Consider the following 25,931-nt stretch of genomic DNA (forward strand, 5'->3'; position numbering starts at 1 on the left):
CGCATCGAATATCGTCATTTCGAGCGAAGTGCAACGGAGTCGAGAAATCTCTTCTCTAGCAATATGCAGAAAAAAACTCCCCCAGTTATAAACCAGGGGAGTTTTTCGTTTTTATATAAGTACTCAATTAGGCATGTGCGTCGCGCAGTCTTTTAATTTCGTCGTGCGAGGTTCTTAACGATGCTTTTTGATCGGAAATCAGCTCTCTGATGTTAGCAGGGAGATCTTCGCTCTCTAAAGCCATTTTATAAGCATTTTGTGCAGCATCTTCGCCAAATTCGCAATTGTTTAAAACCGTTTGGCGGTCATTTCCGGTAAACATGGCTTTAACATCCATCCAAACCCGGTAAATTTTGCCTGAATTGGTCGTTCCAGTTTCAATGTCTTCGCCTAAGGCCGATACTTCAGTTGCCAAAGCCATTTTATATTTCTGGCTTTCGCCAATCATATTGAGAAAAAGTGATTTTAGATCGGCATCACCATCTTTTAACTCCTGGCGGCCTTTTTCGTAACCTTCAATGCGGTCGTTGTTAATTTGGACAAGATCGTTTAATACTTCTGCGGTTGCTGTTGTTGTTTTCATGTTTTTATTTTTTATAGTTTCGATGTATAAAAAGAACATGACCGTTTAAAAAAAGGTTTGTCATTTTTTAAATAGCTTACAACAAGAGGCTATACGCTTGGCAATGTTTGTAACAGAAAGCTATTTTTTAGAAAAGTACTGCGTCAGTTTTTCTTTAACAAAACGCCTGATGCGGGTTACCATATTTCCTTTCCTTTTGGCCAAAAATCCTTTTATTGATTTGTATGCGTTAGCGTCTTCAGCAATTAAGGTTGGAAACTCTGTTATGGGTTTAGGGTTGATAATTACGTTATAAATATCGTTTATGCCCGAGTGTACCCCGGTTCCATCGTGCCCGATATTGTTGACTAAGGATTGCGAAGGGTTAAGTGTTAAGCCGCCTTTTAAAAAAATAGAAGCATACCACCTGATGGCCCAGCTATTGTTTTTTCCTTTTTTAAATTCCAACATTTGTTTCCAGAAATTCATGGTATGATCGATAGAAAAGGCTTTTCTCTTTTTCTTATCGAACTGTTTTATTAAAAGGTTGATATCGGGTTCGAAGTTTTTCCAGGCCCTTCCCCAGGTAGCCCATCCCCAGCTGGTGGCAGCACGATAAAAAAACGATTGGGGGAGCTTTTCAGCTGCCAGGGGATACATGTATGCACCGATATGCATTACTTTTTCCTCGTCGCGGTAACGGTTTAAAGCATCGTTAAAATAGCTTAACATATGCGGCGAAGTAACCAGATCGTCTTCAAGAACAATTACCTGATGATATTCGTCAACCAATTGACTTACACCAGCAATTACAGAATTGGCTAAACCGGCATTTTCCTGTCGCGCAATCACTTTAACGGATTTGAAACCTTTGGTTTTATTGATGATGGCCCTTACCTCTTTAACTTTTTCGTCATCCTGTGGAGTTTTTGCCCCATCCGAAAAAATAAATAACTGACTTTCGGCTGCCAGTTCATTCTGTTGCAAAAAGTTTAGTGTGCGCTCGGTATGCTGCGGGCGGTTATAAACGAAAAGGGCTATGGGGGCAAGTTTTTGCATGTTTGTTTTATTTCAATTACCTATCAATAAATTGGACAATCGTTTTGCGCCTTGTCATCTCGACCGGAACGCAGTGAATCGCCCGCCTGCTTCGAGCTGTGAGAGATCTACCTCGAGACAGATTTCTCGGATTCGTTTTACTACGCTCGAAATGACGATTTCGCTATCGTGCAATACTGTCTAAAATATATGAAGGTTAGAATCTGATTTTTGAGTGAGTACGGTGTACGCATTGGCAAACTGTTCTTGTTTTTTCTTCCCCAGTAAATTGCCTAAAGCTTTTTTAATGCGGTATTCCAGTTCTATTTTTAAGTTTTTAGTAAAGGTTTTCGGGGCTTTGCGGTTAATAAATTCATTAAATTTTACAGTTTCGGTTGCCGTCATAGAAACTTTATCGGCTAAAATTTCCAGGCCTTCACTTTGCAGTAAAAATCTTAACGAAGTTGGTGTGTACATGTTAATGTGGCCATAATCCAAAAAGTGTTTCATGCGTTGATCTACGCCAAACCGGTAATCTTTGGGTACTTCTACTACGATATATTTCGCTACCCGTTTTAATTCGCGGATAAGGATGCGTTCGTGCTCTACGTGTTCCAAAACATGCGCCAAAATCACTAGGTCGAAAGCATCGTCCTCATAAGGGATTTTATAGCCATCAAAGGTTTGCACTTCTTTCAGTTTAGATAGGTTGCGTTCTTTAATGATATCGACACCACTTTGTGCAATTTCCAAAGCATAAAGCTCGGGTGCGAAGCTCCATTCGTTTAAAAAGTGTAAGATACTGCCATCGCCAGCACCAACTTCTAAAACTTTTTGAGGTTTAATGCCTTTGCAAACTTCAACAATGTTTTGCGCTTTATATTTGGCGCCGAGCATACGCCAGGCTACATCACTATTGGTATAAAAATTATCGTAGGCCGTTTTTACTTCTTCGCTTAGCATAACATAGTAGGATTAAATACCTAAACAGTTGTTTTCCTTGTAAAAAACAGAAGTAGCCTTTTCGTAAAATAAGCCGGGCGAAATTCCGCTGAAACTGATTTCTTTAAAACCTTGTGCTTTTAAAAGTACGCGTGCTTGCTGGTAAACTTCACGCTCGCTATCATCTAAAACCAGAACACCGTTTGCTGATAAAGCGTCCACACTGTATTTACAGCAATTTACGCGGTCGCGGCCATCTACAATAATGATATCGAATTTGCGGTTAAGCAGGGTTGCTTTTTTAGCGTATTCGCCATCTTTTTCTAACTGGCAGAATATCATTTCGGCATTGGCAGGGCTTGTATTTTTTACATTATCGTACCAACCCTTATCGTGCTCTACCGATGTAACCGAACCTGCGCGCTCTGCATAAAATAGCGTAGAGCTGCCCGATCCATATTCGAAAATATGCTGCGTTTTGTTGATTCTTTCTTTAATGAAATCGATAAAAGAATAGGTTACCCAGGGTAATGCCTTCCCGTTTCCATCTACGGCCTGTTTTTTATCAAAGGCCATAAACCAGCCAATGCTGTTCAAGTATCCTTTATGTCCGTATGATAATAATGCCTTAAGCCTGTTTGGCTTGGCAATTAGTGTTGTTAATGCTTTAAGAGTACTCAACGTTTAAATATTTTTTGAAATGCTGTAACCAAAAGTAATGATTTTAACATCATTATACCCTGTTGGCGGGTTTTAGGGATTAATAAAATAAAAAAAGTTGCTATAAAATAAGCAATCAGCGTCGCCAGGGCAGCCCCCATTATGCCATATTTAGGTATCCATAGGATGTTTAAGATAATGTTTGCTAAAGCCCCCATCCCAGTGCGCAACATAGATAATTTGGTATAGCCTTCGGCAATCAGATATTGGCCGCTGGCACTACCTAAGAAAACAAATATTCCCGCCCAGACATGAACCGTTAATACGTGAGCACCATCCCAAAATTCAGGCGTGTAAACAATTCTGTATATGATTGGTGAAGCAAAAGTCATGAAAATAGCTACACTCAAACTTATCCAAACCATTAGATCATACATATTTTGCAAACGCTTAATATATCTTTCTGGATTATCCCTCTTTGCATTCATTATTGCCGGAAATACTGAAGTTACAATGGCAACAGGGATGAAATACCAGCTTTCACTTAGCTGTACAACAGTTGAATAAATTCCTAAAGCACCCGTTCCCAGATAATTTTCTACCATGAGTTGATCTATTTTCATGTATATTGAAACGAGAACCGCAGACAGTGCAAGTGGCCAAGAGTGTTTGATAAGATATTTTGCGAGTGTAGAATCAAATACCCATTTGAAAATGCTTCCAACTTTTATACGATAAAAATAGATATATCCAGTGGCCAGAATTATGGTATCAAGTAATAGAGCAAAAACAAACCATCCAACACTTAATTTCAAGAATATAAAGATCAATTTTATTATTGCAGAGATAATATTTCCAAATACCTGAACGCGCATTACATATTTGGCTTGAACTTTAGACTGAAAGTAGCTGTCGGTTATGTAAAAAGCTTGGGTTATTCCCGTAAGTCCTACAATGAGTACGTAAACCAAGGGCGTTTCTATGGGTCTGTTTGCATTCCAAAAAGTATAAGCAAAATATATTAGCGGAACGATAGCAATTCCCCCTAAAAGCTTAAGCCAAAAGGCCGTTCCTAATAAACGATCTCTGTTTTCTGGTGTACGAAGCAGTTCTCGGGTTGTAAATCCATCTAAGCCAAGAGCTGCAGCTGCGACAAAGAATGTTGTAAAGGCTGTCGGATAATTTAAAATACCATTTTGATTCTTACCTAAGTAGTTGGTAATCGCAAATCCTGCTAAAATCTTGATTACTAAACTTCCAACTCTGGCTAACATTAACCAACCCGTATTTTTAAAATACTTGTTAAATGCTTCTTCGTCAAAACCTTTTATGGCGGGTAATTTCATCAACGCAAAGATGTGAAAAAAATGTGCGTTAAGCGCGATGTTGAAAATTCAAATTATGCAATGACTATTTTCCTTCACTTTTCGTTTCTATGGTTTTGGTTTCCGGTGTTTTGGTTTCGACAGCCGGAGGGGGAACTACGATTGGGCCAGGTTTGCTGTTTAATGGAGCACCAACGGCAATGTCGCAACGGTGGTTGGGTTGTCCATGAGGTGGGTTTAAGCCCTTGCCCACTTTAATGTTCGAAACTTGTGTAACTGTTGGCTGAACCGTAGTTGTTTTTGCTACAGCTAAAGGTTTCGAATCTAAGGGAGCACCCACTGCAATATCGCACCGATGACCAGCTTCGCCATGTTTGGGATTTAATTTTTTACCTGCGGTATTGGCTACAGGCACTGCGGGTGCCGGAGCAGGTTGGGTTACAACTGCTTGTTTGGGTTGAACGGCAGCGGTTCTATTTAACGGCGCTCCAACTGCCAATGCACAGGTATGGCCGGCCTCTCCATGTGGTGGATTAAAAATAAGATTACTTTTTGTGCTGACTGATGGAGCTGCTGTTGTATTGCCTTTCTGCAGTCCCTGTATCCCCGCAGGTGTGGGAATCATGGCCTGTGCGGTTTCTTTTTTTTCGCTTTTACAGGCGCAACAAAAAACAAGGGCTAACAGATAAAAAGCGTTCTTCATGAGGTTGAGTGTTAAGGATTACTCAAATATGGTGAAATTAATTTACGCCTGAAAACTCTTTTCTATTCTTTCTAACTGCCTGAGGTGATGTTTTAAATGAATTTCGATAAACCTTAGCCATTGTTTGGCATTTAAATAACCTAGTCGTGGATGCTTGGTTTTGCAGGTGGCGGTAGCTAAGCCAACCAAAGGATAGTTGTCAGCTAAAGCCTCTTCAAACTCTAAAATAAAATCGAGTGCTTCTGTTTTGCTGATTTTTTTTACCCTGTCGGCCAGCCTTTGAGGTACTTTATATTGCTGCGCCGGAGGGAGCGCACCTAAAAGCAAAATGAGTTTAACAGCAAAATGAGTAGGTTTATTTTCGCCTTTGCCTTTTGCTGCATGTTCTAAAGCCATTAACGATAGCAGGCTTGAATCGAAAATATGCGAATATACTTCGCTGTAACTCCAGCCAGCTATAGGTGGTTGCTGCTGAAAAATATCGTCAGCATAAGCAGATAGTTTTGATTTATAAGCATCGACCGTTTTATGTATCGATGCCTTTATTTTTGCAGCCCTCATATAATAAAGATAAGCGAATTATTCTTTAGCAATGAAATTCAAAAAATCATCTTTACTGGATGAGAACCTGAATGTCTCGGCCAATAAGGTATAGTTTTGTTTATCTAAAGTTTTTGAATACAGATGTTTGGCAGTCTCTAAACGCTGATCGTCGAAAGAAAATTCTTTGAGCAGGTATTTTACTTGCTCAGTGATAAAAGTAGCATTTTTACTTGTTGCTTTGATTAACCTCGATCTGCCGTCATCGAATCTTTCTTTTTTGTACAAACTAAAGTACTGCTGAAAGGCTTCAGGAGACATTAAATTGTAATTCCTCACTTGTCCTCTGTCTGGTCTTAGAGAAATATCACCTTTGGGGTCTCCGCTATAGCCATAAAAATCATCTAAAGCGTATTGATTGTTGCGGAACAGGCTAAGCTGTTTAATTACATTTAGCTTGCCGTTATCGAAGCCTAAAACGAGACGCTCCTGTGCATTTACGTTAATCGGCTCTTTTAAGATTAATCTATCGCCCTGCATTATAGACAGCTCGGGTTTAGAATTGTATACATCGTAAAAACGGAATCTGCCCGTAGCCGATCCCACAAGTTCATCGTCTAAGTATACCATATACTTGCCGGGTTTGGTAATTTGCAGGAATACTTCAGCTGCACTGCGGTTGTTTTGAGCAAAACTTAGGGTAGCAAAGAGCATTACCAGGCCTAATAAGATGGTTTTTTTCATGTTAATTAAGGTTTCATTTGTGTGTGTATTGAAACCTTTGCCAAAGCAATGCCAAAACCAAACAAAAGAGGAGTAAACTTAAAAAAGTTTCAACAACTCTTCAAGGTGAACAATTTGATGCGTCACATCTTCAGGTTTTTCTTTTTCCATAGGGTTGAAAAAGATGGCTTCCATGCCAAAGTTTAATGCGCCATAAATATCTGCTTCAAGACTGTCGCCAATCATAATGCTTTCAGCTTTTAGTGCTTTTGCTTTATCGAGTGCATATTCGAAAATAATAGGGTTGGGTTTGTTAACGCCAACATCTTCCGATATAATTACATTTTCGAAATAAGGATTTAGCTTCGATAAATTCATTTTGGTTAAGGTTGTTTCCTTAAATCCATTCGAAATAATATGCAGGGTATATTTTTGTTGTAGATAGGTCAATACCTGCTCGGCACCTGCAAACAAATTGGTTTTTGTTGGTGAAATGTTTACGTAATCAGCTTCAAACTGGTGTGGTACAGCATCTGGATGGATACCCAATTGAATGAAGGTTTTACTGAATCGCTCTGCCCTTAAAAAATCTTTGGTAATTTTTCCCAAATGATAATCGGCCCATAGCAAATGATTGTTTTCGGTGTAAATGCTAATAAAATCGCTACAGGATGTAATACCCAGTGTATCTAATTTATAGGTCTGGTAAAGCTCTTTCAGTGTTTCTTCGGCATTGCGATCAAAATCCCAAATGGTGTGATCGAGGTCGAAGAAGATATGTTTTTTCATTAATGTAATTGTAGTTTTTGCAAAGGTAGGTGCTATTGCGGCTGGAATTATAAATAAGCTGTCATTTTTGATTGAATATCTTCCACGAGTTCTTCGTCCATATACTCATAATCATCTGGGATGTTCAGGATGATGATTTCTTTCTCCAACGTTTCGTCTTCGAAACGTTCGGTAAGGATTTGTTTATGCTTTTTCTCCATTACAAAAATTACATCGGCCCACAAAATGAGTTTTGCGTTGATTTTGATCCTGGCAGATGATGCGGTGCCAGCCGACCGCACATCATGATCGGGATGGTTTTTATATAGTGTTTCAGCAGTGGCACTGCGCCATTTATTTCTACTGCATACAAATAGAATATTCACAGGTTATGGATTTTAAGAAGGCTGCTAATTAAACCTTTTCTCCGTAAGCCAGGTCGCCGGCATCGCCTAAACCTGGAACAATGTACGATTTGCTGGTCATTTCTTCATCAATGGCCCCAAGCCAAAGTTTTGCTTTAGGCAAATTGGCCCTAACATGGGTAACGCCTTCAGTACTGGCTATGGCGGCAACAATATGAAGTTCGGCAATTTTATAGCGGTTAATCAACTCTTTACAACACATCACCATACTTTGGCCCGTGGCTAGCATCGGGTCGGCCATAATCAAAACCCTGCCTTCCAGATCGGGCGTAGAAACATAATCCATCTGGATAATAAAATCGCCACTCTTTTTAACTTTCCGGTAGGCCGAAATGAAACAGCACGGTGCTTTATCGAAAATGTTAAGTAAACCCTGCTGTAATGGCAAACCTGCACGGAGTATGGTAGCCAGCACAGGTTGTTCGGTTAATACTTCGCATGTTGACAATCCAAGTGGGGTAGTGATTTCTGTGGATGTATATTTAAGTGATTTACTGATCTCGTAAGCAAAAAATTCTCCAACCCTTTCCATATTTTTTCGAAAACGCATCGAGTCTTTCTGGATATTTTCATCCCGAAGTTCGGCAATAAAGGTATTGGCGATAGACTGGGTTTTGCTTAGATCGAAAATCATAATATTGGTTTTGCTGTGCCTGTTTAAAGATAGACGATAACAGGTTTTCTGCCCTAAATTTAGCAATTTTAAGCTTAAGAATTTAAATTAAAATCAATTGCCGGCGTAATTAAGCATCTCATTAAACACTCTTTTTAGTTTTTTATACTTAGGGTTCTCAGATAAACTTTTTAGCTGCCAGCTGCTGTAAAAAGTGCCGTTTACCACTTTTACCGCATCTACATATTGGTTCACCGTTTTTATAGCGTCGTCGGTAGTTAAATGCTGAAGCATGTGGTCGGTTAGGCAGTAAGGGTTTACAGTTAAAGGCGTAACCTTTTCGAGTTGTAAATCGTACCAGTTAAAAGGTGTGCAGGTTCCTGCCCTGAAACCGGGTACTGTGCTGTAACCCATAGAATAATCGGTAGTGATGCCAGAATTGAGGATGTTCAAATAACAGACCGGAAATTTTAAAATTTCCAATTGTTGGCTGCTTAAAGGAACTATATTCGGACGAATTTTCTTCAGCTTTGCCAGGCCATCTTTAATTTCGTTTATTTTATGTTTGTCGCTTGCACATGGCCTTAATAATCCAACTGCTTTCGCGGTAAGGGCTTTTGAGATCCCATTTATGTTACTGTGAGCTAATGGTACTGATGGGAAATCTACAAAGTATAAAGGCTGGTGTTTTTTAGTAAGGAATAGCTGGTTTACCTGATACAGTACCTCTTCACTTTTTACACTAACACCTGTTAGCTGATCAAATTTTGAACGGAAATAGCCGTTTTCCTTTTTGAAAACCGAACTGAAAATAAATCTGGCCTTATTTAAAACACCTTTCGGCATTTTGGGTGTAATGTTGAAATTGATGGTGGGTTGATGATAGAATTTTTTCTCATGGAATTTAAAATTCGGATGCTTTTTCAGGATCATGCTCTTGATGATCAATGCCCATTCATCGATAACCGGCCGGTTTAAAACCCGCCATTTGTGTTGCCGGCTTTTAGCGGGGTTAAAATCCGTTGCAGAAGTTTTTTGATGGAGATATTCTTCATACCTGCTGATGATGAAAAATGAAGCTGCAAAAACATCAAAAGTCAATGCAGAGCCCTCTACCGCAAACGGAACCTGGTAATCGCCAAACGAAATGCTTTTAAGTTTGATTTCTTCGAGTTTTTTGGAGAAGAGCAACGGTGTACTTTTAAAGAAAAGTTCATCACCCAGGGCTTCATCGCCATAGTTGATTTTTACACAGTCGCTTTGCAGAAAATACTGACTATTGCCTGTAAATTCCACTTCTGTTTTCAGTATATCCTTAAAAATAAAACTGAAAATATATTTAATCCGAGGCGTTAATATGTTGGAGAAGATGATTAGGTGCATAACTTATTTTAACAATACGGATTTAAAAAAAGATAACAAGAAATATTCCTCAGCTCATACTAACTTAAATAATATAGCTACTAAAATTAATGGTAATCTAACGCCTAACCATTATCTAATACAAAAAATACAATTAAAAGTTTGCCACAAACTTCTTTTCAGGGTAGAGTATTTTGCTGCTTTTACGGACAGGACCTTTCACAATATGTACAATACTCATCTGGTCATCAAATAGGTCGTAGAGAATGGTATTGTTAATTTCAATCGATTTTACAGCTGATATTTTTTCAACTTCCATGTAAATATTGGTGGCTTCGTGGTCTATTTCAAAGCCAATATAATTCATGGTTGTTACTTTTCCATTGGCCTTAACCTGCAAATGCGATAACAAGTATTTTTTAACCAGCTCATCCATCGCGTTTTTCATGTTGGGGTTGCTTAAGTCTGTTTTTTGTTTGTATAATCTGGCTAGAATCGATTCAAAATCATCTGAAAAAATTTTGCAGCTAATTTCAAGCGTTTTGTCTTTTGCATTAAAATTTACTTCTGTAGTACTCACATGTAAAGGGTGCTTAATGCCTGCCTCAACAGCAAAAAATGTACAACACAACAGCAGAACAACAAATTTTAATTTACGCATAGGTATATTTTGGACTATAACGCAAAGTTAACAGATAAATTGGCTACTTGTTAAATGTAATCAAGGTGTTATGTCCGAGGCGTTCTACCTGCAGGCTTTTAAAATCTAAACGGGCAAATATTCTGCTCAGTTTCTGGTGTGAGGGATGTACGTGTGTAAGTTTAATATTAAAATTTTCGTTGATCCAGTAACTGAGTCTGATAATTATTTTTTTTAATCCGCGTTCTTTTGTGAGTTCTTCCTGAAGAAATTTTTCGTTATTAACAACAATAAAACCGAAGCCATTTTTTTTAACCAGGTTATAAATACGTGTGGCAAACTGATCATCGTTAATGCAGTAGTACCAGCATATCCGGTTAAAAATCATGTCGTATTTACCCCGTGCCTCTTCCAGGTAACCCAGCGAAAAGTTTAGCGCTATGCTTTCGCTTTCAGCTTTGTTTTTAGCGATCTCCAAATAATTGCGGCTAATGTCATGCCAGGTAACTTTCGCGCCCCTTTTGGCGAATTCAATACTGTACTGGCCCGGGCCTGCTCCCAGGTCCAAAATACTTTTATCCCTGAAATCGGTTACACGGGTATTTATTGCATCTATAACCGCACCATCTACCTTTCTGTATTCGTTGGCCGCATATTTTTCTGCAAAGGCTTTTGGAACAGGATCAAAACCCTTTTGGGGCTTTTGAAAATAATATTTAAGCCTTAGCATAACACCATATAAAATGAAATAAATTACCCGTACCAATATACCTTGTTGGCCCTGTATAATGAAACAACAATTTAGTTTACAACTGTAAATACAGGTGTTTCTTAGAACTAGCTGTTTTAAAAACAGTAACAAATTTGGGATTTATCGTTTTCTGTAAAGGATATTTGGTGTTTTTGTAATTAAAAGTATAATTTTAGTCTTTATAAACTATTTTTAACCGAGATAGTTAGCTTACTATTCATGCCGTTACAAGATTTTGTCTTTTATTTTAAACTAGGTTGGGAACACATTATCAGTATTGATGCTTTGGATCATCAGCTTTTTGTTTTGGCACTTGTTGCCATTTACAGCTACAAAAATCTGAAACAAGTACTCATATTGGTTACCGCCTTTACCATTGGTCATTCGCTAACTTTGCTTTTAAGTGTTTTAGATTACATCAGGTTCGATAGTAAATGGGTAGAGTTTTTAATCCCCTGTACCATTGTAATTACCGCAATCAGTAATATGTTCAGAAAGAACTTTTCATTGAAATCGGTTAAAATTAACTATTCCCTGGCCCTGGGTTTTGGTTTAATACATGGAATGGGCTTTGCCAATTCCATCAGAATGATGCTGGCCAAAGACCAAAATATAGGTTGGGGGCTCTTTGGCTTTAATGTTGGCCTGGAAGCAGGGCAGATTTTTCTAGTAATGATTGTATTGTTCATTACCTTTTTAATTTTTAATTATACCCGGATCAAGCGCCTGAGCTGGGTTTTATTTATATCGGCAGCCGTATTTAGCCTGGCTTTAAAAATGGCTTTAGAACGAATTCCATTTTAACTAACATCATAATGAATAAACTGTTTACTTTAACAGGCTTGCTACTTTTTTCAGGTAGTTTAGCTTTTGCCCAAAATACTCAGAATAATCCTGGTAGTAACCACGGGAATAAATTTGAACAATTGGGTACCATTTTACCTACACCAAACGAACAACGTACTGCCAGTGGCGCACCAGGGGTTAAATATTGGCAACAACGTGCCGATTATAACATCAAATGTGAATTGGATGAGAAAAACCTGTTACTCACCGGGTCAGAAACGGTAACCTACACCAACAACTCGCCCGATCCGTTAACTTACATTTGGCTGCAACTCGATGAAAACGAACACAGTACCGATAAAAATGCCAATTACCAGGATGCAACTAAAATGCCTGCTTTTGGCACCACACAAAGTTTAGATCAGTTAAGTGCAAAAGGCAATAATGGTAACGGTATAAATATTACTAAATTAACTGATGCTACGGGTAAAAATTTAAAATATACCGTTAACAAAACCATGATGCGTGTTGATTTACCTGTTGCGTTAAGGACCGGACAGAAATTGATTTTCAACATAGATTGGAACTATAAAATTACAGACCGTATGGCTGTTGGCGGCCGTGGAGGTTACGAGTTTTTCCCGGCTGACGGGAATTATTTGTTTACCATGACTCAATGGTACCCACGTTTATGTGTATACAGCGATTTTCAGGGATGGCAAAACCATCAGTTTACAGGAAGAGGCGAATTTGCCTTAACCTTTGGCGATTTTAAAGTGCAAATGACCGTTCCGGCTGATCACCTTGTAGGCTCAACCGGCGAATGTATTAACTACAGTGCGGTTTTAAACCCAACTCAGTTAAGCAGATATAATGCAGCCAAAACTGCTGCAGCGCCAGTTGAAATTCAGACTTTAGCTGAGGCTAAAGCTGCCGAAGCTAAGAAATCGGCCGCTAAAAAGACCTGGGTTTTCAACGCAAACAATGTGCGCGATTTCGCCTGGACCTCTTCACGTAAGTTTATCTGGGATGCCATGCCTCAAAAAATACAGGCTAATAACAATACCGTAATGTGCATGAGCTTTTATGGAAAAGAAGCCTACAATTTGTATAGCAAATTTTCTACCCGTGCCGTAGCCCATACCATTAAAACCTATTCTGATTTTACGATCCCTTATCCATATCCGGTTGCGCAAAGTATTGAGGCAGCTAATGGAATGGAATATCCGATGATCTGTTTCAACTATGGTCGTACAGATGCAGATGGGACTTACAGTGAGAGCACCAAAAATGGGATGCTGGGTGTAATTATTCATGAAGTTGGACACAACTTTTTCCCGATGATTGTAAATAGTGATGAGCGTCAATGGACTTGGATGGATGAAGGTTTAAATTCCTTTGTTGAGTATTTAACAGAAGAGCTTTGGGACAATAAATTCCCAAGTAAAAAAGGACCGGCTTATACCATTGTAGATTACATGAAACTGCCAAAAGATGAGTTGGAACCAATTATGACCAATTCAGAAAATATTGCTCGTTTTGGCCCGAATGCCTATTCAAAACCTGCAACTGGTTTAAATATTCTTCGCGAAACGATTATGGGCAGAGAACTATTTGACTACGCATTTAAAGAGTATGCCAGAAGATGGGCTTTTAAACACCCAGAACCTGCCGATCTTTTCCGTACCATGGAAGATGCCAGTGGTGAGGATTTAGATTGGTTTTGGAGAGGTTGGTTTTACGGAACCGATCCATGTGATATTGCTTTGGACAGTGTGAAATTTGCAAAAGCCGATTTCCCGAAAGAAGTGCCTGCAGCAAGATCTAGAATGGTTAAGATTGATAAGCCTGCTGTAAATGCCTTTGAAGATATTTCGAAAATCAGAAACCGCGAAGACAAGAAAATCAATTTCTATGTAGATAAAAATACTGCCGCTCAGGATTTCTATTATAAATACGATAGAGGAATGGTGAGCATCGATACCACTGTGGTAACCAAAATGGAAGGAGCTGTTCCTGTTGAAGTAGTCGCATCTGCTGATCAGGATAAATATGAAAACAAATTCCTTTACGAGCTAAGTTTTAGCAATAAAGGCGGTTTGGTTATGCCAATCATTGTTGAGTTTACCTATAAAGATGGCACCAAAGAAATTGATCGTATCCCTGCGCAGATTTGGAGACACAATGAATTGAAAACTTCTAAATTTTACGTAAAAGATAAGGAAGTGGCTTCCATTTTAGTAGATCCATTACGTGAAACAGCTGATATCGATACCAGTAACAATGGCTGGGGTGGTAAAGCAAAAGAAAGTAAATTTAGAGTTTACAAAGCCAAAACCGGTGGTGCCGTTAGAGGCCAGTCGGTTGGGAAGAACCCAATGCAGCAGGCTGCAAGTAAATAACAAGAAAATCCCCGTTGAGCCTCAGCGGGGATTTTTTATTTGTAAGCAGTTTAAGTATTTTTTCAATTCACCCACACAAAATTACTTTTCGATGGTTGAATAAAGCATGCTAAATTGTTTAGCATCATAAAATTTCAGTAAATTTGGTTACCAATGAAATTTAAAATCACCTCAGAATACCAACCTACCGGAGATCAACCCAATGCCATCAAACAACTGGTTGATGGTGTAAACGCTAACGAACATTATCAAACTTTACTTGGTGTAACCGGATCAGGCAAAACCTTTACGGTAGCTAACGTAATTGAACAAACCCAAAAGCCAACATTAATTTTAAGCCACAATAAAACACTGGCTGCCCAGCTTTACGGCGAGTTTAAGAATTTCTTCCCCGAAAATTCTGTCAATTACTTTGTTTCTTACTACGATTATTATCAGCCAGAGGCGTTTATTGCTTCAAGTAATACCTACATCGAAAAAGACCTGAGCATTAACGAAGAGATAGAAAAGCTGCGCTTGCGCACCACATCATCTTTAATGAGTGGCAGGCGCGACATTATTGTCGTATCCTCTATTTCCTGTATTTACGGTATGGGTAACCCCGAAGATTTTTCTAAAATGGTTTTCCGTTTTGGGGTTGGACTAAGGATTTCGAGAAATGCTTTTTTACACAGTTTGGTGGAGATTTTATATTCGCGTACCACAACTGATTTTAAACGCGGAACATTTAGGGTTAAGGGCGATACTGTGGATATTTATCCTGCGTACCTCGATCATGCCTACCGCATTTCATTTTTTGGAGATGACATTGAAGAGCTGTCCTCCATTGATCCGGTTTCGGGTAAAACTTTAGAAAAATTAGAAGATATGGCCATTTATCCGGCCAATCTTTTCGTTACGCCTAAAGATCGCTTCAATTCTTCTATCTGGGGTATTCAGGAAGAACTGGAGATCAGAAAGAACCAGTTAATTGCCGACAGGCATTTACTCGAAGCCAAGCGTTTAGAAGAGCGGACTAATTTTGATATCGAAATGATGAAAGAACTGGGCTATTGCTCAGGTATTGAAAATTACTCGCGTTTTTTCGACGGCAGGCAGCCGGGTATGCGCCCATTTTGTTTGTTAGACTACTTTCCTGATGATTATTTAATGGTGATTGATGAAAGTCATGTTACGGTGCCGCAAATCAGGGCCATGTACGGAGGAGACAGGTCACGTAAACTTTCGTTGGTTGAATATGGTTTCCGTTTGCCGGCTGCGCTGGATAACAGACCGTTAAATTTTAATGAATTTGAAGCACTTGCCCCACAAACCATTTACGTAAGCGCAACACCAGCCGAGTATGAACTGGAAAAATCAGAAGGTGTAGTAATAGAGCAGGTAATCAGACCAACCGGCTTGTTAGATCCAATTATCGAGATCAGACCAGCCATTAACCAGGTTGATGATTTACTGGATGAAATAGACCTGACTATTAAAGATGGCGGGCGTATTTTGGTAACAACTTTAACCAAGCGTATGGCCGAAGAGTTAACCAAATATCTGGACCGTTTGAATATAAAAACACGGTATATCCACTCTGAAATTAAGACTCTGGAACGTGTAGAGATTCTTCGTGGTCTGCGATTGGGTGAGTTTGATGTGTTGGTTGGTATTAACCTTTTACGTGAAGGTTTGGATTTACCCGAAGTAACATTGGTTGCCATTTTGGATGCCGATAAGGAAGGCTTTTTGCGTTCAGAGAAATCGTTAATTCAAACCATTGGCCGTGCTGCACGTAACGATAAAGGAAGGGTTATCATGTATGCTGATGGTATGACAGACAGTATGGAGAAAACCATCGACGAAACTAACCGGCGTCGGGAAAAACAGATTGCTTACAACCTTGAGCATGGTATTACACCTAAAACGGTAGGCAAATCGCGCGAAGCAATTTTAGAACAGACTTCTGTCCTCGATTTCTCTCAAAAAGCAAGCGATAATAAAGCCAGGGCTTATATCGAAAATGCCGAAATCAGCATTGCTGCCGATCCAATTGTTCAATATATGGGCAAGGGAGAAATGCAGCGTGCAATTGACAATACCCGTAAGGATATGCAGAAGGCTGCCAAAGAGATGGACTTTTTACAAGCTGCAAAGTTGCGTGATGAAATGTTTGCGCTTGAGAAAATGTTTAACGAAAAATTTAGTAAGTAACGTTTTAGTTTTAATGCCTGATTTTTCAATAATTTGAATTAGAATTGCACTTCAACGAGTTATCTAAAAATCATTAAATGAAATCTTTAAAACTAGTAACGCTGATCGTACTCGGCGCTATCGGGCTGGATGGTTATGCCCAAAATCAAGCAAATATTACGCTCCCATTAGCAGGTAATGCATACAGTTCGCTTCACGAGGATTCTGAGAGAACCTTATCCAACAGGGGAATAGTAAACTGGTCAAACCAAAAAGAGTATTTCACCGCTTATTTCAGGGTTTCTAAGCCAGGTACGGTGATTGTTTCGCTTAATGAAAAGCCACTTGTTGATGGTCAGTCAACTATTGAATTTTCAATCAATAATCAACCTAAAAAAGTAAATTTTGATGAAAGTAAAGCTTTTGATGGCAAAATTGGCGAGTGGACGGTTAAAGATACCGGATACGTTGCCTTAACCATTAAGGGTTTAAGTAAAAGCGGAAACAAGTTTCCTTCCATTGCAAATTTGGTAATCAACGGATCGGCTATTGAAGGCAAAACAGCCTATGTTAAAAATAACGAAGGCAATTTCTTTCATTGGGGCCGTCGCGGACCATCTGTTCATTTAAACTATCTACAACCTGAAAATGTAAATGCCGAATGGTATTATAACGAAGTTACCGTGCCAAAAGGAGAAGATATTCTGGGTTCTTATTTTATGGCCAATGGCTTTGGCGAAGGTTATTTTGGGATGCAGGTTAACAGTCCTACCGAAAGACATATCCTGTTTTCGGTTTGGAGTCCTTTTAATACCGACGATCCTAAAAGCATCCCTGAATCGCACAAAATTAAAATGCTTAAGAAAGGTGAGAATGTGCATACCGGCGAATTTGGTAATGAAGGAGCAGGCGGTCAGAGCTATTTAAACTATATGTGGAAAGCAGGAAATACCTATAAATTTTTACTCCATGGCGTTCCGGGAAAAGATAGCCTAACTACTTATACCGCTTACTTTTTTGCACCCGAAACCAATAAATGGCAGTTAATAGCCTGCTTTACCAGGTCACAAACCAAAACTTATTTAAAACGTTTCCATTCCTTTTTAGAAAATTTTTCGCCTGTACAAGGAGATTTATCCAGAAAAGTTTTGTTTAATAACCAATGGATCTGCGATGATAAAGGCGTTTGGACAGAATTAAAATCGGCCAGGTTTACTACCGATAACACCGGCATGAAAGGTTACCGGATGGATTATCAGGGTGGGATTGACAAAGGAGCTTTTTACCTGAAAAATGGTGGCTTTTTTAACGATTACACCTCGCCAAGAAAAGTATTGAACAGAACCACTGTTGGTAAGCAGCCAGAAATAGATTTCAGTAAATTACCATAGATATTCAAAATTATTGTGGAATTTTGGTGTTTTATTCATCATCACAATACAGCACAATGGACGGGCAGAACAGAAAAGATATTTATCCGGGATTAGAAGTCGGAATTATTTTGAAGAAAGATCAAAGATCGGGAAACATTACCTACGGTATCGTTAAAGATCTTCTTACTTCATCCGCATTCCACTCTCGGGGAATAAAAGTTCGGCTCGAAGATGGCCAGGTAGGCCGCGTTGCTGAAATTGTTGAAGATTGATGAAACACCTTTATTTTGGCTTTTTAATTTTTGTCCTTACGGGTTCCGCCTCGGCTCAGGTATCCGATTCATTGAATAGGAGCCCTGTTGAAAATGCCCCCTCATCAGATACAGGAAAGATCAGGATCTGTGCACCATCAAGGGTCGGTGTAGTTGCTAATCGACCATTGTTTGTCATAAACAATACTGTACTAAACGGAGCAAGAGCGTTTGAATTTATTAGGCACACAAGTGTCGAAGTGATAAATGTGGTAAAGGATAGCCAGGGAACTGATAAATATGGACCAGCTGCAAAAAACGGTTTAATAGAGATTACCCTAAAAAAAGATATTAAGCTCTTAAATATTAAACAGCTATTAAAAGAGTATCGAATTAAAAAGAACTATTGGAATCTGCCAATTTTTATTGAATTAAAAAGATTGGTTACTTATGACGACTTTTATATTACTAATGATATTATAAAAGATGTAAAAGTGATTCAGTCAGAAGATAAATTATCCAACAGAGAAAAATTCATAAAAGTATGGTTAAAACCTTTATAAGCCTTTTTACGTATTATATTTGTAATCAAAATGCAATTAAAGACCTAAAAAGTAACAAAATAAATTTTGCTACGTCTATATTTGTAATAAGCGTAAATTATTAACATGACATTAATAAAATTCATTTTCATAACAATATTAGTGCTTTGGCTGATCAGAATGTTGGTCAGATTGATACTACCTATGCTGTTTAATAACTTGGCAAGTAAAATGCAAAGTCAGGCCACAGGTCAACAGCAACAACAAAGAAGGTCTAAACCAGAAGGTTCTATTTCAATAGATTATATGCCTCCAAAACCCCATCAAAGTAAAACGGATAAACTTGGTGACTTTGTGGATTACGAAGAAGTAAAATAAAATTGAACCCTGAACTTGTTTCAGGGGTTTTTGTTTATGGTCGCTCTGCCACTGATTTTATGACTTGATTTCGGGCAATTAATAATTTATGCATATACCGCTTCAAAAATAATAGATCCACCAAGCGACCAAGTGTGCCCATGGGAGATTGGAATGCAAAAATATCTGTCATTTCCGTATAGGCATCTGCTAAAGTGAAATGGTGTTGATGGTGGAGTGTTTTAAAAGGCCCACTTAGCATTTCATCAACAAAATAAAACGGAGGTTTCATTGCCGTAATTTTGTTTGTCATGTTAAAACTTAGCCCAAAATGCCTGGCTTGCCAGGTAACCTCTTCGCCAAGTCCGATTAAACCATTCGATCTTCCGGCAATAATTTTTTCTTTACTATCTTTCATTGATTCCATGTGCAGGTCTAAATCTCTGGATAAATCGAAGCACTTTTCTATTGGTGCATAAATTCTTGTTTTTAGCAATATGGTTGGCATCACTTTCGTTTTGAGTTTTCTAATTGATCCGGTTAGGCATACAAAACTTATTTTAAAATATCTTTAACTGCACGCTCAATGGTTGGGTGTTTAAATTCAAAGTCATTATTTAATAAAATTGTAGGCTTAACCCACCTGCTTTTTAAAATCAGTTCGGTTTCGGTGCCTATAATCTTTGCACCTATTGCCAATAACCAGGCAGGTGTTGGTAATCCAAAGTTTATTCCACAAGTTTTCCTAATTTGTGACATTAGAACATGGTTTTTAACAGGCTCTGGAGCCGTACAGTTAATAATACCGCTAATTTTTTCCTGTTCGAGTAACCATTCAATACACAAGGCTACATCTTGCTCATGCACCCAGCTTACATACTGCTCACCGTTGCCCTGCCTGCCACCCATGCCTGTCCTTGTAAGATTTAACAACCTCGGAAAGGCGCCATCTTCTTTACCGAGCACTATGCCCGTCCTTAAAGCTATTTTCCTCGTATGAGGAGTACTATTTTCAAAAAAGCTGCTTTCCCAGGCCTTACATACCTCTACTGAAAAACCTGTCCCTATTTCTCCATTAATTTCATCCTGATAGCGGTCTTCAGCATGGCGATATATAGTTGCAGAACTAATATTGATCCATAGATTAGGTGGGTTATCCATTTTCTGTATTACCTTTTCCAACAAAGTTGTTGGTTGCAACCTTGATTGGATAATTTCTTCCCTATTTTTGGCGGTGTACCTGCAGTTTACATTTTTGCCGCAAAGATTTACAAGTAGGTCGGCGTTTTTGAGCGCCTTAGTCCACTCGTCTGTTGTTTTTCCATCCCAAACTATAGTTTCAACATTCCCGTTTTTTGGCTGGGCTTTCCTCGAAAGGATAACGATTTCATCCGTTATTAAACTGAGATGTTTAGCTAGCACGCCACCCAAATAACCATTTCCCCCAGCCAGGACAATTTTTCTGTACTTCATGATTTTAAAATAATAAGATTAGTACTAAAACAATTAAACGGTAAAGTGCCCAGGTAATGCTCATGACCCAACTCAGGTTTAAAATTTTGCTTCGGCGCAAATGCTCCAGAAACATGAGTCCTGCAATCATTAAAAAATAGAGGATAAATAATATGGGATTGATTTGAAAATAATGAGAAGCTACCAGCATAGGTAAAAACAAAAGTGCTCCCGTGAAAGAAATGGTCATCATGTTACCCAGATAATCCCAAAGGTTATCTTTCTGGTAAAAAAGGATAATGATGCCTTGAAAAAACATTTGCCCGCCGCAGATCAGATATTCGCGGTAACTGGCACCCAAAGGTACAAATCGGGTTAACAGATGAGCGTAAGCGGTTAAAATATAGGCTGTAACCAGCCAGGTGAACAATAAATAAGCAATGCGATATTGAATTTTAAAACTGGGCTGCGTTGTATTTACTTTAACTTTTGCAGGGATAATAATTTTTCTGTTGTAAGATATAAAAGCATAAAATTTTTGCATCAAATAAACAAAAGGGCCAAATGAAAAGAGTGTTTTGAAGATGGGTAAGGCATGACTAATAATTTTAAACAGGCTTTGTATACCATAAGTTACCTCGCCGGTTAGGGTATTTACCAGTGCAATTTCATTGGCTGCTCGCTGACGATCAACCAGCGGGCAGATATTGGCGGGCATGTTTTGATAAGCTTCACGCCCCTTTTTATCCAGCATGCCGGTTTTAATAAATGTTTGGGTATAGGCATAGCACATTGGACATTCATTATCGAACAGGATAACGTGATTTTGGAGTGTTTTCATTTTATTTAAATTTTAGTATTTTCAGTAAATATTGAAACATACGCTTGAAAAATAAAGCTAGGTTTAATACACTAGCTTAGCTCTTTCTTGATACTTACTACTTAATTCTTACATCCTGCATTTGGTACTCGATACCTGGCTCTTCTCCCATTTACTTAAACACCTTCAATATTGATCCCCAGAACCAGTTTTCTTCTGCTTTAAGCATGGTTTCCAAAGTTTTGTCAACATTACCAGCCAATTTGTTTATATCCGTAATCGATTTTTTGAAAGTCTTAAACTCCGGATCTTTATCATCTCCTTCAACGTTCGAGAGTTCATTTAATACCTTTAAAACTGGTTCAAGTTCTCTTTTTTTACGTTCTTTGGCTACCTGGCGGGCAATGTTCCACACGTCTTTGTCGGCAAAGAAGTACTCTTTACGTTCACCAGCTTTGTGTTGTTTTTCAATTAGTCCCCAGCTAATCAAATCGCGGAGGGTCATGTTGGCATTTCCCCTCGAGATACTCAGCGTTTCCATTATCTCTTCAGTGGTAAGTGCATCTGCAGAAATTAGCAACAAAGCATGTACCTGTGCCATGGTACGGTTAATGCCCCATTCTGAACCCAGTTTGCCCCAGGCTTCTATAAATTTTAACTTTGCTGCTGCTAATTCCATACACAAATATAAATTGTTTTATTAAACTTTCAAGAATTATTGAAAGTTTAATTATTTTGAAATTTATTGCTATCCCTTTGCAACTGATCCAAAATACCCATCCAGCTTTTTTCTTTACCATTAACCGATTGGAGCACCCCGATTAAAGTCGGGTCAAAATAAATCGCTAATTTCAATACCGGCAATGCCAGTTCTGGTTTAAACATGGTACCCGGTGCAAATCCTGCTTCGTTATTTTTAGCCCGGTCCCGGTCGAACTTTACAGTCGTATTTACATATTCTTCGTGCTGTTTTTCGCCTTTTATGTAAGGTATTAGCCAGTTAACAGATTTTTGAATCGATGAACCTTTTGGCGATTCGTAGCTGTAAAAATTGATTCCTCTCGCGCGGTCAATCATAATGGCTAGCCTTAGCATGGGTTCTAAATCGTAAATGTGGTAGTGCATGGCATCACGTTCTTTAAAATCCAGGCTGGTACCGTCGGCATATAAGTTAATGTTGATGTGGCTTTTGAGGTTATCGATAGTCCAGATAATGAAATCAGAATTGTTTAATGCGTAGCCAATTTCGCCAACTACTTTTAAGCGGTGAGCATTCCAGTTGTTAATGGCTGTGGCTCTTCCCGCTTTCATTCGCTTGCTGTTAATTTCAGTTAGCGCAGTTTCAGCAAGCCACTTTTCAATTGTGTTTTTAGCTTGAGGTTTGATGTCTGTTTTAATCAGGTCGTATGCTTCTACAGCTTCATTCAGGTTGGTATCGTCGATCGGATCGCCGTTGGGTCGGTTTGTTTTTGCCCAGGCTTCAAGAAATTCTACACATTTGTGGAGATATTTTTGGTCATCACTTAAACGATATTGCAAAGCCAGTGCAAACATTTTGTTCATATCGGCCAGTGCCAGCCGTGTGCGTTCTTTTTTAGGATTACCTTTCAGTAAACCTTCAGTACGGATGGTATCAACAGGATTAGGTTGCTCTTCGAGGTAGTTTAATGCATTTTTTGCGAAGCCTGCATATAATTTTTGAGATTCGGAGTTGTTTTTAAGTTGGGTTTTAAGTTTTTTAATTTCATTGTTATTTAGGCTAACCACTTGCGAAAAAGCAGTTAATGCCAGACTTAGTAATACGATTGTCGCAGCAAACTTTCTCATCTTTAAATAGATTGAATTTTTATTCTCTAATACAAATCTAGTTTTTATTCGCGATGCATTTAATTTATTACTTTTTTATACCGCCCATTTTTTTATTTTTGACGTTCGTTTAAACTTAAACAAACCTTAATGAATAACTGGTTTAATAAAAATGGCATACACCTGGCCATTATTGCATTTTTTGTAGTCATTACATTTGCCTACTTCAGTCCTGTTTTACAGGGTAAAGCGCCACAACAAGGCGATGTTTTGCAGGCAAAAGCCATGCAGAAAGAAATTATGGATATTAAGGAAAAAGATGGTAAAGGACCTCTTTGGACCAACCAGATGTTTGGCGGTATGCCCGCTTATCAAATCTGGGTTCAATATCCTCTAAACATTACTACTTATGGTATCGATGTAATAAAAGGTGTATTTCCTGATCCAGTGGGAACGGTTTTACTTTATCTTTTAGGTGCTTATTTATTATTCTGCGTACTAAAAATAAACCCATGGCTTGCTGCGGCAGGCGCCATTGCTTTTGCGTTTACTTCGTACAACTTCATTATTATTGCTGCCGGGCATAGTAACAAGGCGTTGGCTATAGGCTTCTTTGCCCCTATATTGGCAGCGATAATTCTTACGCTGCGAGGCCGTTATTTGGTTGGGGCTAGTTTACTGGCCTTGTTTATGGCGTTAGAAATCCGCTCTAACCACATCCAAATGACCTATTATTTGTTTATGGCGTTGGCTATTTTGGCTGGTATAGAACTTTATCATGCCTTTAAAGCTAAGCAACTGGCTACATTTGGTAAAGCTATTGCCTATATTGTAGCGGGTATTTTTTTATCGGTGCTGGTAAATGCAGGTACCTTGTGGACCACCTATCAGTATGGTAAAGAAACCATTCGTGGTAAATCTAACCTTACTACCGATAAAGCTGAGCCATCAAATGGATTAGATAAAGAATATGCTTACCAGTGGAGTCAAGGTGTTGGCGAAAGTTTCTCTTTCTTAATTCCTAACATTTATGGTGGTGCAAGCAGTATCGATGAAATCATTAAACCTGAAAGCAATACCTATAAAGCAGTTGAAAAGAATCTTTCAGGTGTAGACCCACGTCAGGCTATTGGTTACATGGCCCAAAACCTTGGAACCAACCAGTACTGGGGAAATAAGCCGGGTACTGCAGGTCCTTACTATTTTGGCGCTATTATTTGTTTCCTTTTTGTGTTTGGCTTATTTATTGTTAAACACCGTTGGAAATGGTGGATTTTAGGGACAAGTATTTTATTAATGTTCCTTTCTTTTGGAAGTAACTTGCCATTTATCTCCGATATTTTCTTTGATTATCTGCCTGGTTATAATAAATTCAGAGCAGTAGAATCAATATTGGCAATTGTAGGCTTCCTGGTTCCTTTGTTGGCTATTTTGGCTGTTAAGGAAGCGCAAGAAGGAAAATACGATCAGAAATATCTGGTGCAACGCTTAATCTGGTCGGCTGGTATTACCGGTGGCTTTGCTTTAATTATTGCTGTAATTCCAACTGCGTTTTTCAGCTTTACGCAAGCCAATCAGGCACAGGTTTTAGATGCATTAACCCAAACTTTACAGAATAACAGAGGTGCTGCAATGGAAATTTTAAATGCCATTGTTGCAGATCGCGTTGCTTTGGCGCGTGCTGATGCTTTGCGTACCTTGTTGTTCGTTACCATTGGTTTTGGTATTACTTGGGCATTTATCACCAAAAAAATGAACATGCAACTGGCTTTTGGTTTGCTGGCTTTGTTTGTTTTAATCGATTTATGGCAGGTAGACCGCCGTTATTTAAACAACCAGAATTTTGTAAACAAATCGGATCTGGCCAGCCATTATCAGCCGCGTGATGTAGATAATTTTATTTCGGCTGATAAGGATCCCAACTTTAGGGTTTTCGACTTATCATTGGGCGATCCGTTTAAAAGTGCAGAAACTTCTTATTTCCATAAAACAGTTGGTGGTTTCCACTCTGCAAGGTTAAAACGTTTCCAGGAACTGGTAGATAAGCAAATGACCAAAAGCATCAACCAGGATGTGCTGGACATGTTAAATACCAAATACATCATTACACAAGATCCTCAAAACGGATCTTATAAAATGCAGCGCAATGCAACGGCCGCCGGTAATGCGTGGTTTGTACAAAGTGTGCAGTTTGCAAAGAATTCTGATGAGGAAATGAAAGCCATCAGCAGTTTCGATGCTAAAAAAGAAGCTATTGTTGATGAGAGTTACAAAGATTTAATCGATACCAAACGTTTAGGCACTGGCCAGGAAGGTTTTATTCGCTTAACTACTTACAATCCTGATCATTTAACTTACGAGTATTCTTCTGCTAAAGATGTAATTGCCGTTTTCTCTGAGATTTACTACAAGGAAGGCTGGAAAATGTATATCGACGGTGTAGAAAAACCATACTTCAGAGCTGATTATGTTTTACGTGCTGCCCAACTGGAAGCAGGTAACCACAAACTCGAATTTATTTTCCATCCAACAGCTTACTATGCGGGTGAGAAAATTTCGTTGGCAGGTTCTATCCTCTTGTTAGCGGGATTAGGTTTCGGGTTTTATAACGAAGAGAAGAAGAAAAAGAAAGCAGTTAAGGCCAAGGCCTAAGTTGCGTTTTAGTATACAAGCCCCATAGGATTTCGATCTTATGGGGCTTTTTTGTTGATGAAAAATTCTGTTTATCAAACTAACTCAGCAATTACCAGCTTATACAATTAACCTCTTTTAACAGACATTATCCGATTGAATAATAATTTAACAATGTGGTAACATTTGTTTGATAAACAGCATCTTACCTTTGTGTTGTAAAATCAGATGATATGTTAGAATCTTTCTTTGCCGTGTGTTTATTGATTGTTGTACTTTATTTC

27 protein-coding genes are annotated in these 25,931 nt (G+C 38.7%); 8 read left to right on the plus strand and 19 right to left on the minus strand.

Translation table 11 applies throughout. From position 1 onward, the window contains the following. Positions 1 to 127 precede the first annotated feature (127 nt). The 14 genes from DBR40_RS22680 to DBR40_RS22745 form a co-directional block, all read right to left on the minus strand. Positions 128 to 583: a PA2169 family four-helix-bundle protein gene (locus DBR40_RS22680; RefSeq protein ID WP_124562019.1), complete on the minus strand. Its 456-nt coding sequence runs from the start codon at positions 581 to 583 to the stop codon at positions 128 to 130. 120 nt (positions 584 to 703) lie between these two features. Then, positions 704 to 1,621 carry a glycosyltransferase gene (locus DBR40_RS22685; RefSeq protein ID WP_124562020.1) on the minus strand — a complete coding sequence of 306 codons (918 nt, stop codon included), beginning with the start codon at positions 1,619 to 1,621 and terminating at the stop codon, positions 704 to 706. Between the two features lie 180 nt (positions 1,622 to 1,801). Continuing rightward, positions 1,802 to 2,563, minus strand: a complete 762-nt coding sequence (locus tag DBR40_RS22690) for a class I SAM-dependent methyltransferase (protein ID WP_124562021.1) — start codon at positions 2,561 to 2,563, stop codon at positions 1,802 to 1,804. 12 nt (positions 2,564 to 2,575) lie between these two features. Continuing rightward, entirely contained in the window at positions 2,576 to 3,223 is a 648-nt protein-coding gene (locus DBR40_RS22695; protein WP_124562022.1) for an FkbM family methyltransferase, read from the minus strand. Continuing rightward, positions 3,220 to 4,548, minus strand: coding sequence for a flippase (locus tag DBR40_RS22700; protein ID WP_124562023.1), 1,329 nt, complete (start codon positions 4,546 to 4,548; stop codon positions 3,220 to 3,222). The genes DBR40_RS22695 and DBR40_RS22700 overlap by 4 nt, the downstream gene beginning before the upstream one ends. Before the next feature lie 64 nt (positions 4,549 to 4,612). Beyond that, on the minus strand, positions 4,613 to 5,230 hold the full coding sequence (locus DBR40_RS22705; RefSeq protein WP_124562024.1) for a hypothetical protein: 618 nt from the start codon (positions 5,228 to 5,230) through the stop codon (positions 4,613 to 4,615). Positions 5,231 to 5,272: 42 nt separating this feature from the next. After that, positions 5,273 to 5,791, minus strand: a complete 519-nt coding sequence (locus DBR40_RS22710; RefSeq protein ID WP_124562025.1) for a DinB family protein — start codon at positions 5,789 to 5,791, stop codon at positions 5,273 to 5,275. 18 nt (positions 5,792 to 5,809) lie between these two features. After that, positions 5,810 to 6,514 (minus strand): DUF4476 domain-containing protein, encoded by a 705-nt coding sequence (locus tag DBR40_RS22715; RefSeq protein WP_124562026.1) that lies wholly within the window; start codon positions 6,512 to 6,514, stop codon positions 5,810 to 5,812. Positions 6,515 to 6,592: 78 nt separating this feature from the next. Continuing rightward, complete coding sequence (locus DBR40_RS22720; RefSeq protein WP_124562027.1) at positions 6,593 to 7,282, minus strand: YjjG family noncanonical pyrimidine nucleotidase; 690 nt, start codon at positions 7,280 to 7,282, stop codon at positions 6,593 to 6,595. 47 nt (positions 7,283 to 7,329) lie between these two features. Next, a complete protein-coding gene (locus tag DBR40_RS22725) occupies positions 7,330 to 7,647 on the minus strand; it encodes a low molecular weight protein tyrosine phosphatase family protein (protein WP_124562028.1) in 318 nt (105 codons plus the stop codon). Positions 7,648 to 7,675: 28 nt separating this feature from the next. Continuing rightward, a complete protein-coding gene (upp, locus tag DBR40_RS22730) occupies positions 7,676 to 8,320 on the minus strand; it encodes a uracil phosphoribosyltransferase (RefSeq protein ID WP_124562029.1) in 645 nt (214 codons plus the stop codon). A gap of 93 nt (positions 8,321 to 8,413) precedes the next feature. Then, positions 8,414 to 9,682 (minus strand): DUF7033 domain-containing protein, encoded by a 1,269-nt coding sequence (locus DBR40_RS22735; RefSeq protein WP_124562030.1) that lies wholly within the window; start codon positions 9,680 to 9,682, stop codon positions 8,414 to 8,416. A gap of 133 nt (positions 9,683 to 9,815) precedes the next feature. Further along, the gene (locus DBR40_RS22740) at positions 9,816 to 10,322 is read right to left on the minus strand and encodes a DUF6702 family protein (RefSeq protein ID WP_124562031.1); all 507 of its coding nucleotides are present in this window, start codon (positions 10,320 to 10,322) and stop codon (positions 9,816 to 9,818) included. A gap of 43 nt (positions 10,323 to 10,365) precedes the next feature. Further along, complete coding sequence (locus DBR40_RS22745; RefSeq protein WP_124562032.1) at positions 10,366 to 11,031, minus strand: class I SAM-dependent methyltransferase; 666 nt, start codon at positions 11,029 to 11,031, stop codon at positions 10,366 to 10,368. Positions 11,032 to 11,271: 240 nt separating this feature from the next. On the opposite strand from DBR40_RS22745, the gene DBR40_RS22750 reads away from it, so the two are divergent. From DBR40_RS22750 to DBR40_RS22780, 7 genes are all read left to right on the plus strand, one after another. After that, positions 11,272 to 11,856, plus strand: a complete 585-nt coding sequence (locus DBR40_RS22750) for a HupE/UreJ family protein (RefSeq protein WP_124562033.1) — start codon at positions 11,272 to 11,274, stop codon at positions 11,854 to 11,856. A gap of 11 nt (positions 11,857 to 11,867) precedes the next feature. Then, a complete protein-coding gene (locus DBR40_RS22755; RefSeq protein ID WP_124562034.1) occupies positions 11,868 to 14,240 on the plus strand; it encodes a M1 family metallopeptidase in 2,373 nt (790 codons plus the stop codon). A gap of 153 nt (positions 14,241 to 14,393) precedes the next feature. Next, a complete protein-coding gene (gene uvrB / locus DBR40_RS22760) occupies positions 14,394 to 16,436 on the plus strand; it encodes an excinuclease ABC subunit UvrB (protein ID WP_124562035.1) in 2,043 nt (680 codons plus the stop codon). A gap of 77 nt (positions 16,437 to 16,513) precedes the next feature. After that, positions 16,514 to 17,806 (plus strand): DUF3472 domain-containing protein, encoded by a 1,293-nt coding sequence (locus DBR40_RS22765; protein ID WP_124562036.1) that lies wholly within the window; start codon positions 16,514 to 16,516, stop codon positions 17,804 to 17,806. A gap of 56 nt (positions 17,807 to 17,862) precedes the next feature. After that, entirely contained in the window at positions 17,863 to 18,060 is a 198-nt protein-coding gene (locus tag DBR40_RS22770) for a YwbE family protein (protein ID WP_090766720.1), read from the plus strand. Continuing rightward, positions 18,060 to 18,602, plus strand: a complete 543-nt coding sequence (locus DBR40_RS22775; protein ID WP_124562037.1) for a hypothetical protein — start codon at positions 18,060 to 18,062, stop codon at positions 18,600 to 18,602. The genes DBR40_RS22770 and DBR40_RS22775 overlap by 1 nt, the downstream gene beginning before the upstream one ends. A 105-nt stretch (positions 18,603 to 18,707) precedes the next feature. Continuing rightward, the gene (locus DBR40_RS22780) at positions 18,708 to 18,959 is read left to right on the plus strand and encodes a DUF4834 family protein (protein WP_124562038.1); all 252 of its coding nucleotides are present in this window, start codon (positions 18,708 to 18,710) and stop codon (positions 18,957 to 18,959) included. Between the two features lie 34 nt (positions 18,960 to 18,993). On the opposite strand, the gene DBR40_RS22785 is transcribed toward DBR40_RS22780, so the two are convergent. The 5 genes from DBR40_RS22785 to DBR40_RS22805 form a co-directional block, all read right to left on the minus strand. Next, on the minus strand, positions 18,994 to 19,446 hold the full coding sequence (locus DBR40_RS22785; RefSeq protein WP_124562039.1) for an SRPBCC family protein: 453 nt from the start codon (positions 19,444 to 19,446) through the stop codon (positions 18,994 to 18,996). A 47-nt stretch (positions 19,447 to 19,493) separates the two neighbouring features. Then, positions 19,494 to 20,411, minus strand: coding sequence for a TIGR01777 family oxidoreductase (locus tag DBR40_RS22790; protein WP_124562040.1), 918 nt, complete (start codon positions 20,409 to 20,411; stop codon positions 19,494 to 19,496). Between the two features lie 4 nt (positions 20,412 to 20,415). Further along, entirely contained in the window at positions 20,416 to 21,231 is an 816-nt protein-coding gene (locus DBR40_RS22795) for a DUF393 domain-containing protein (protein WP_124562041.1), read from the minus strand. 151 nt (positions 21,232 to 21,382) lie between these two features. Then, entirely contained in the window at positions 21,383 to 21,889 is a 507-nt protein-coding gene (locus DBR40_RS22800; protein WP_124562042.1) for a GbsR/MarR family transcriptional regulator, read from the minus strand. Positions 21,890 to 21,936: 47 nt separating this feature from the next. Then, positions 21,937 to 23,037, minus strand: a complete 1,101-nt coding sequence (locus tag DBR40_RS22805; RefSeq protein WP_124562043.1) for an alginate lyase family protein — start codon at positions 23,035 to 23,037, stop codon at positions 21,937 to 21,939. A gap of 129 nt (positions 23,038 to 23,166) precedes the next feature. On the opposite strand from DBR40_RS22805, the gene DBR40_RS22810 reads away from it, so the two are divergent. After that, complete coding sequence (locus DBR40_RS22810; protein WP_124562044.1) at positions 23,167 to 25,668, plus strand: YfhO family protein; 2,502 nt, start codon at positions 23,167 to 23,169, stop codon at positions 25,666 to 25,668. The last annotated feature ends 263 nt before the right edge of the window (positions 25,669 to 25,931 follow it).

Source organism: Pedobacter sp. KBW01, assembly GCF_003852395.1.
Lineage (GTDB): Bacteria > Bacteroidota > Bacteroidia > Sphingobacteriales > Sphingobacteriaceae > Pedobacter.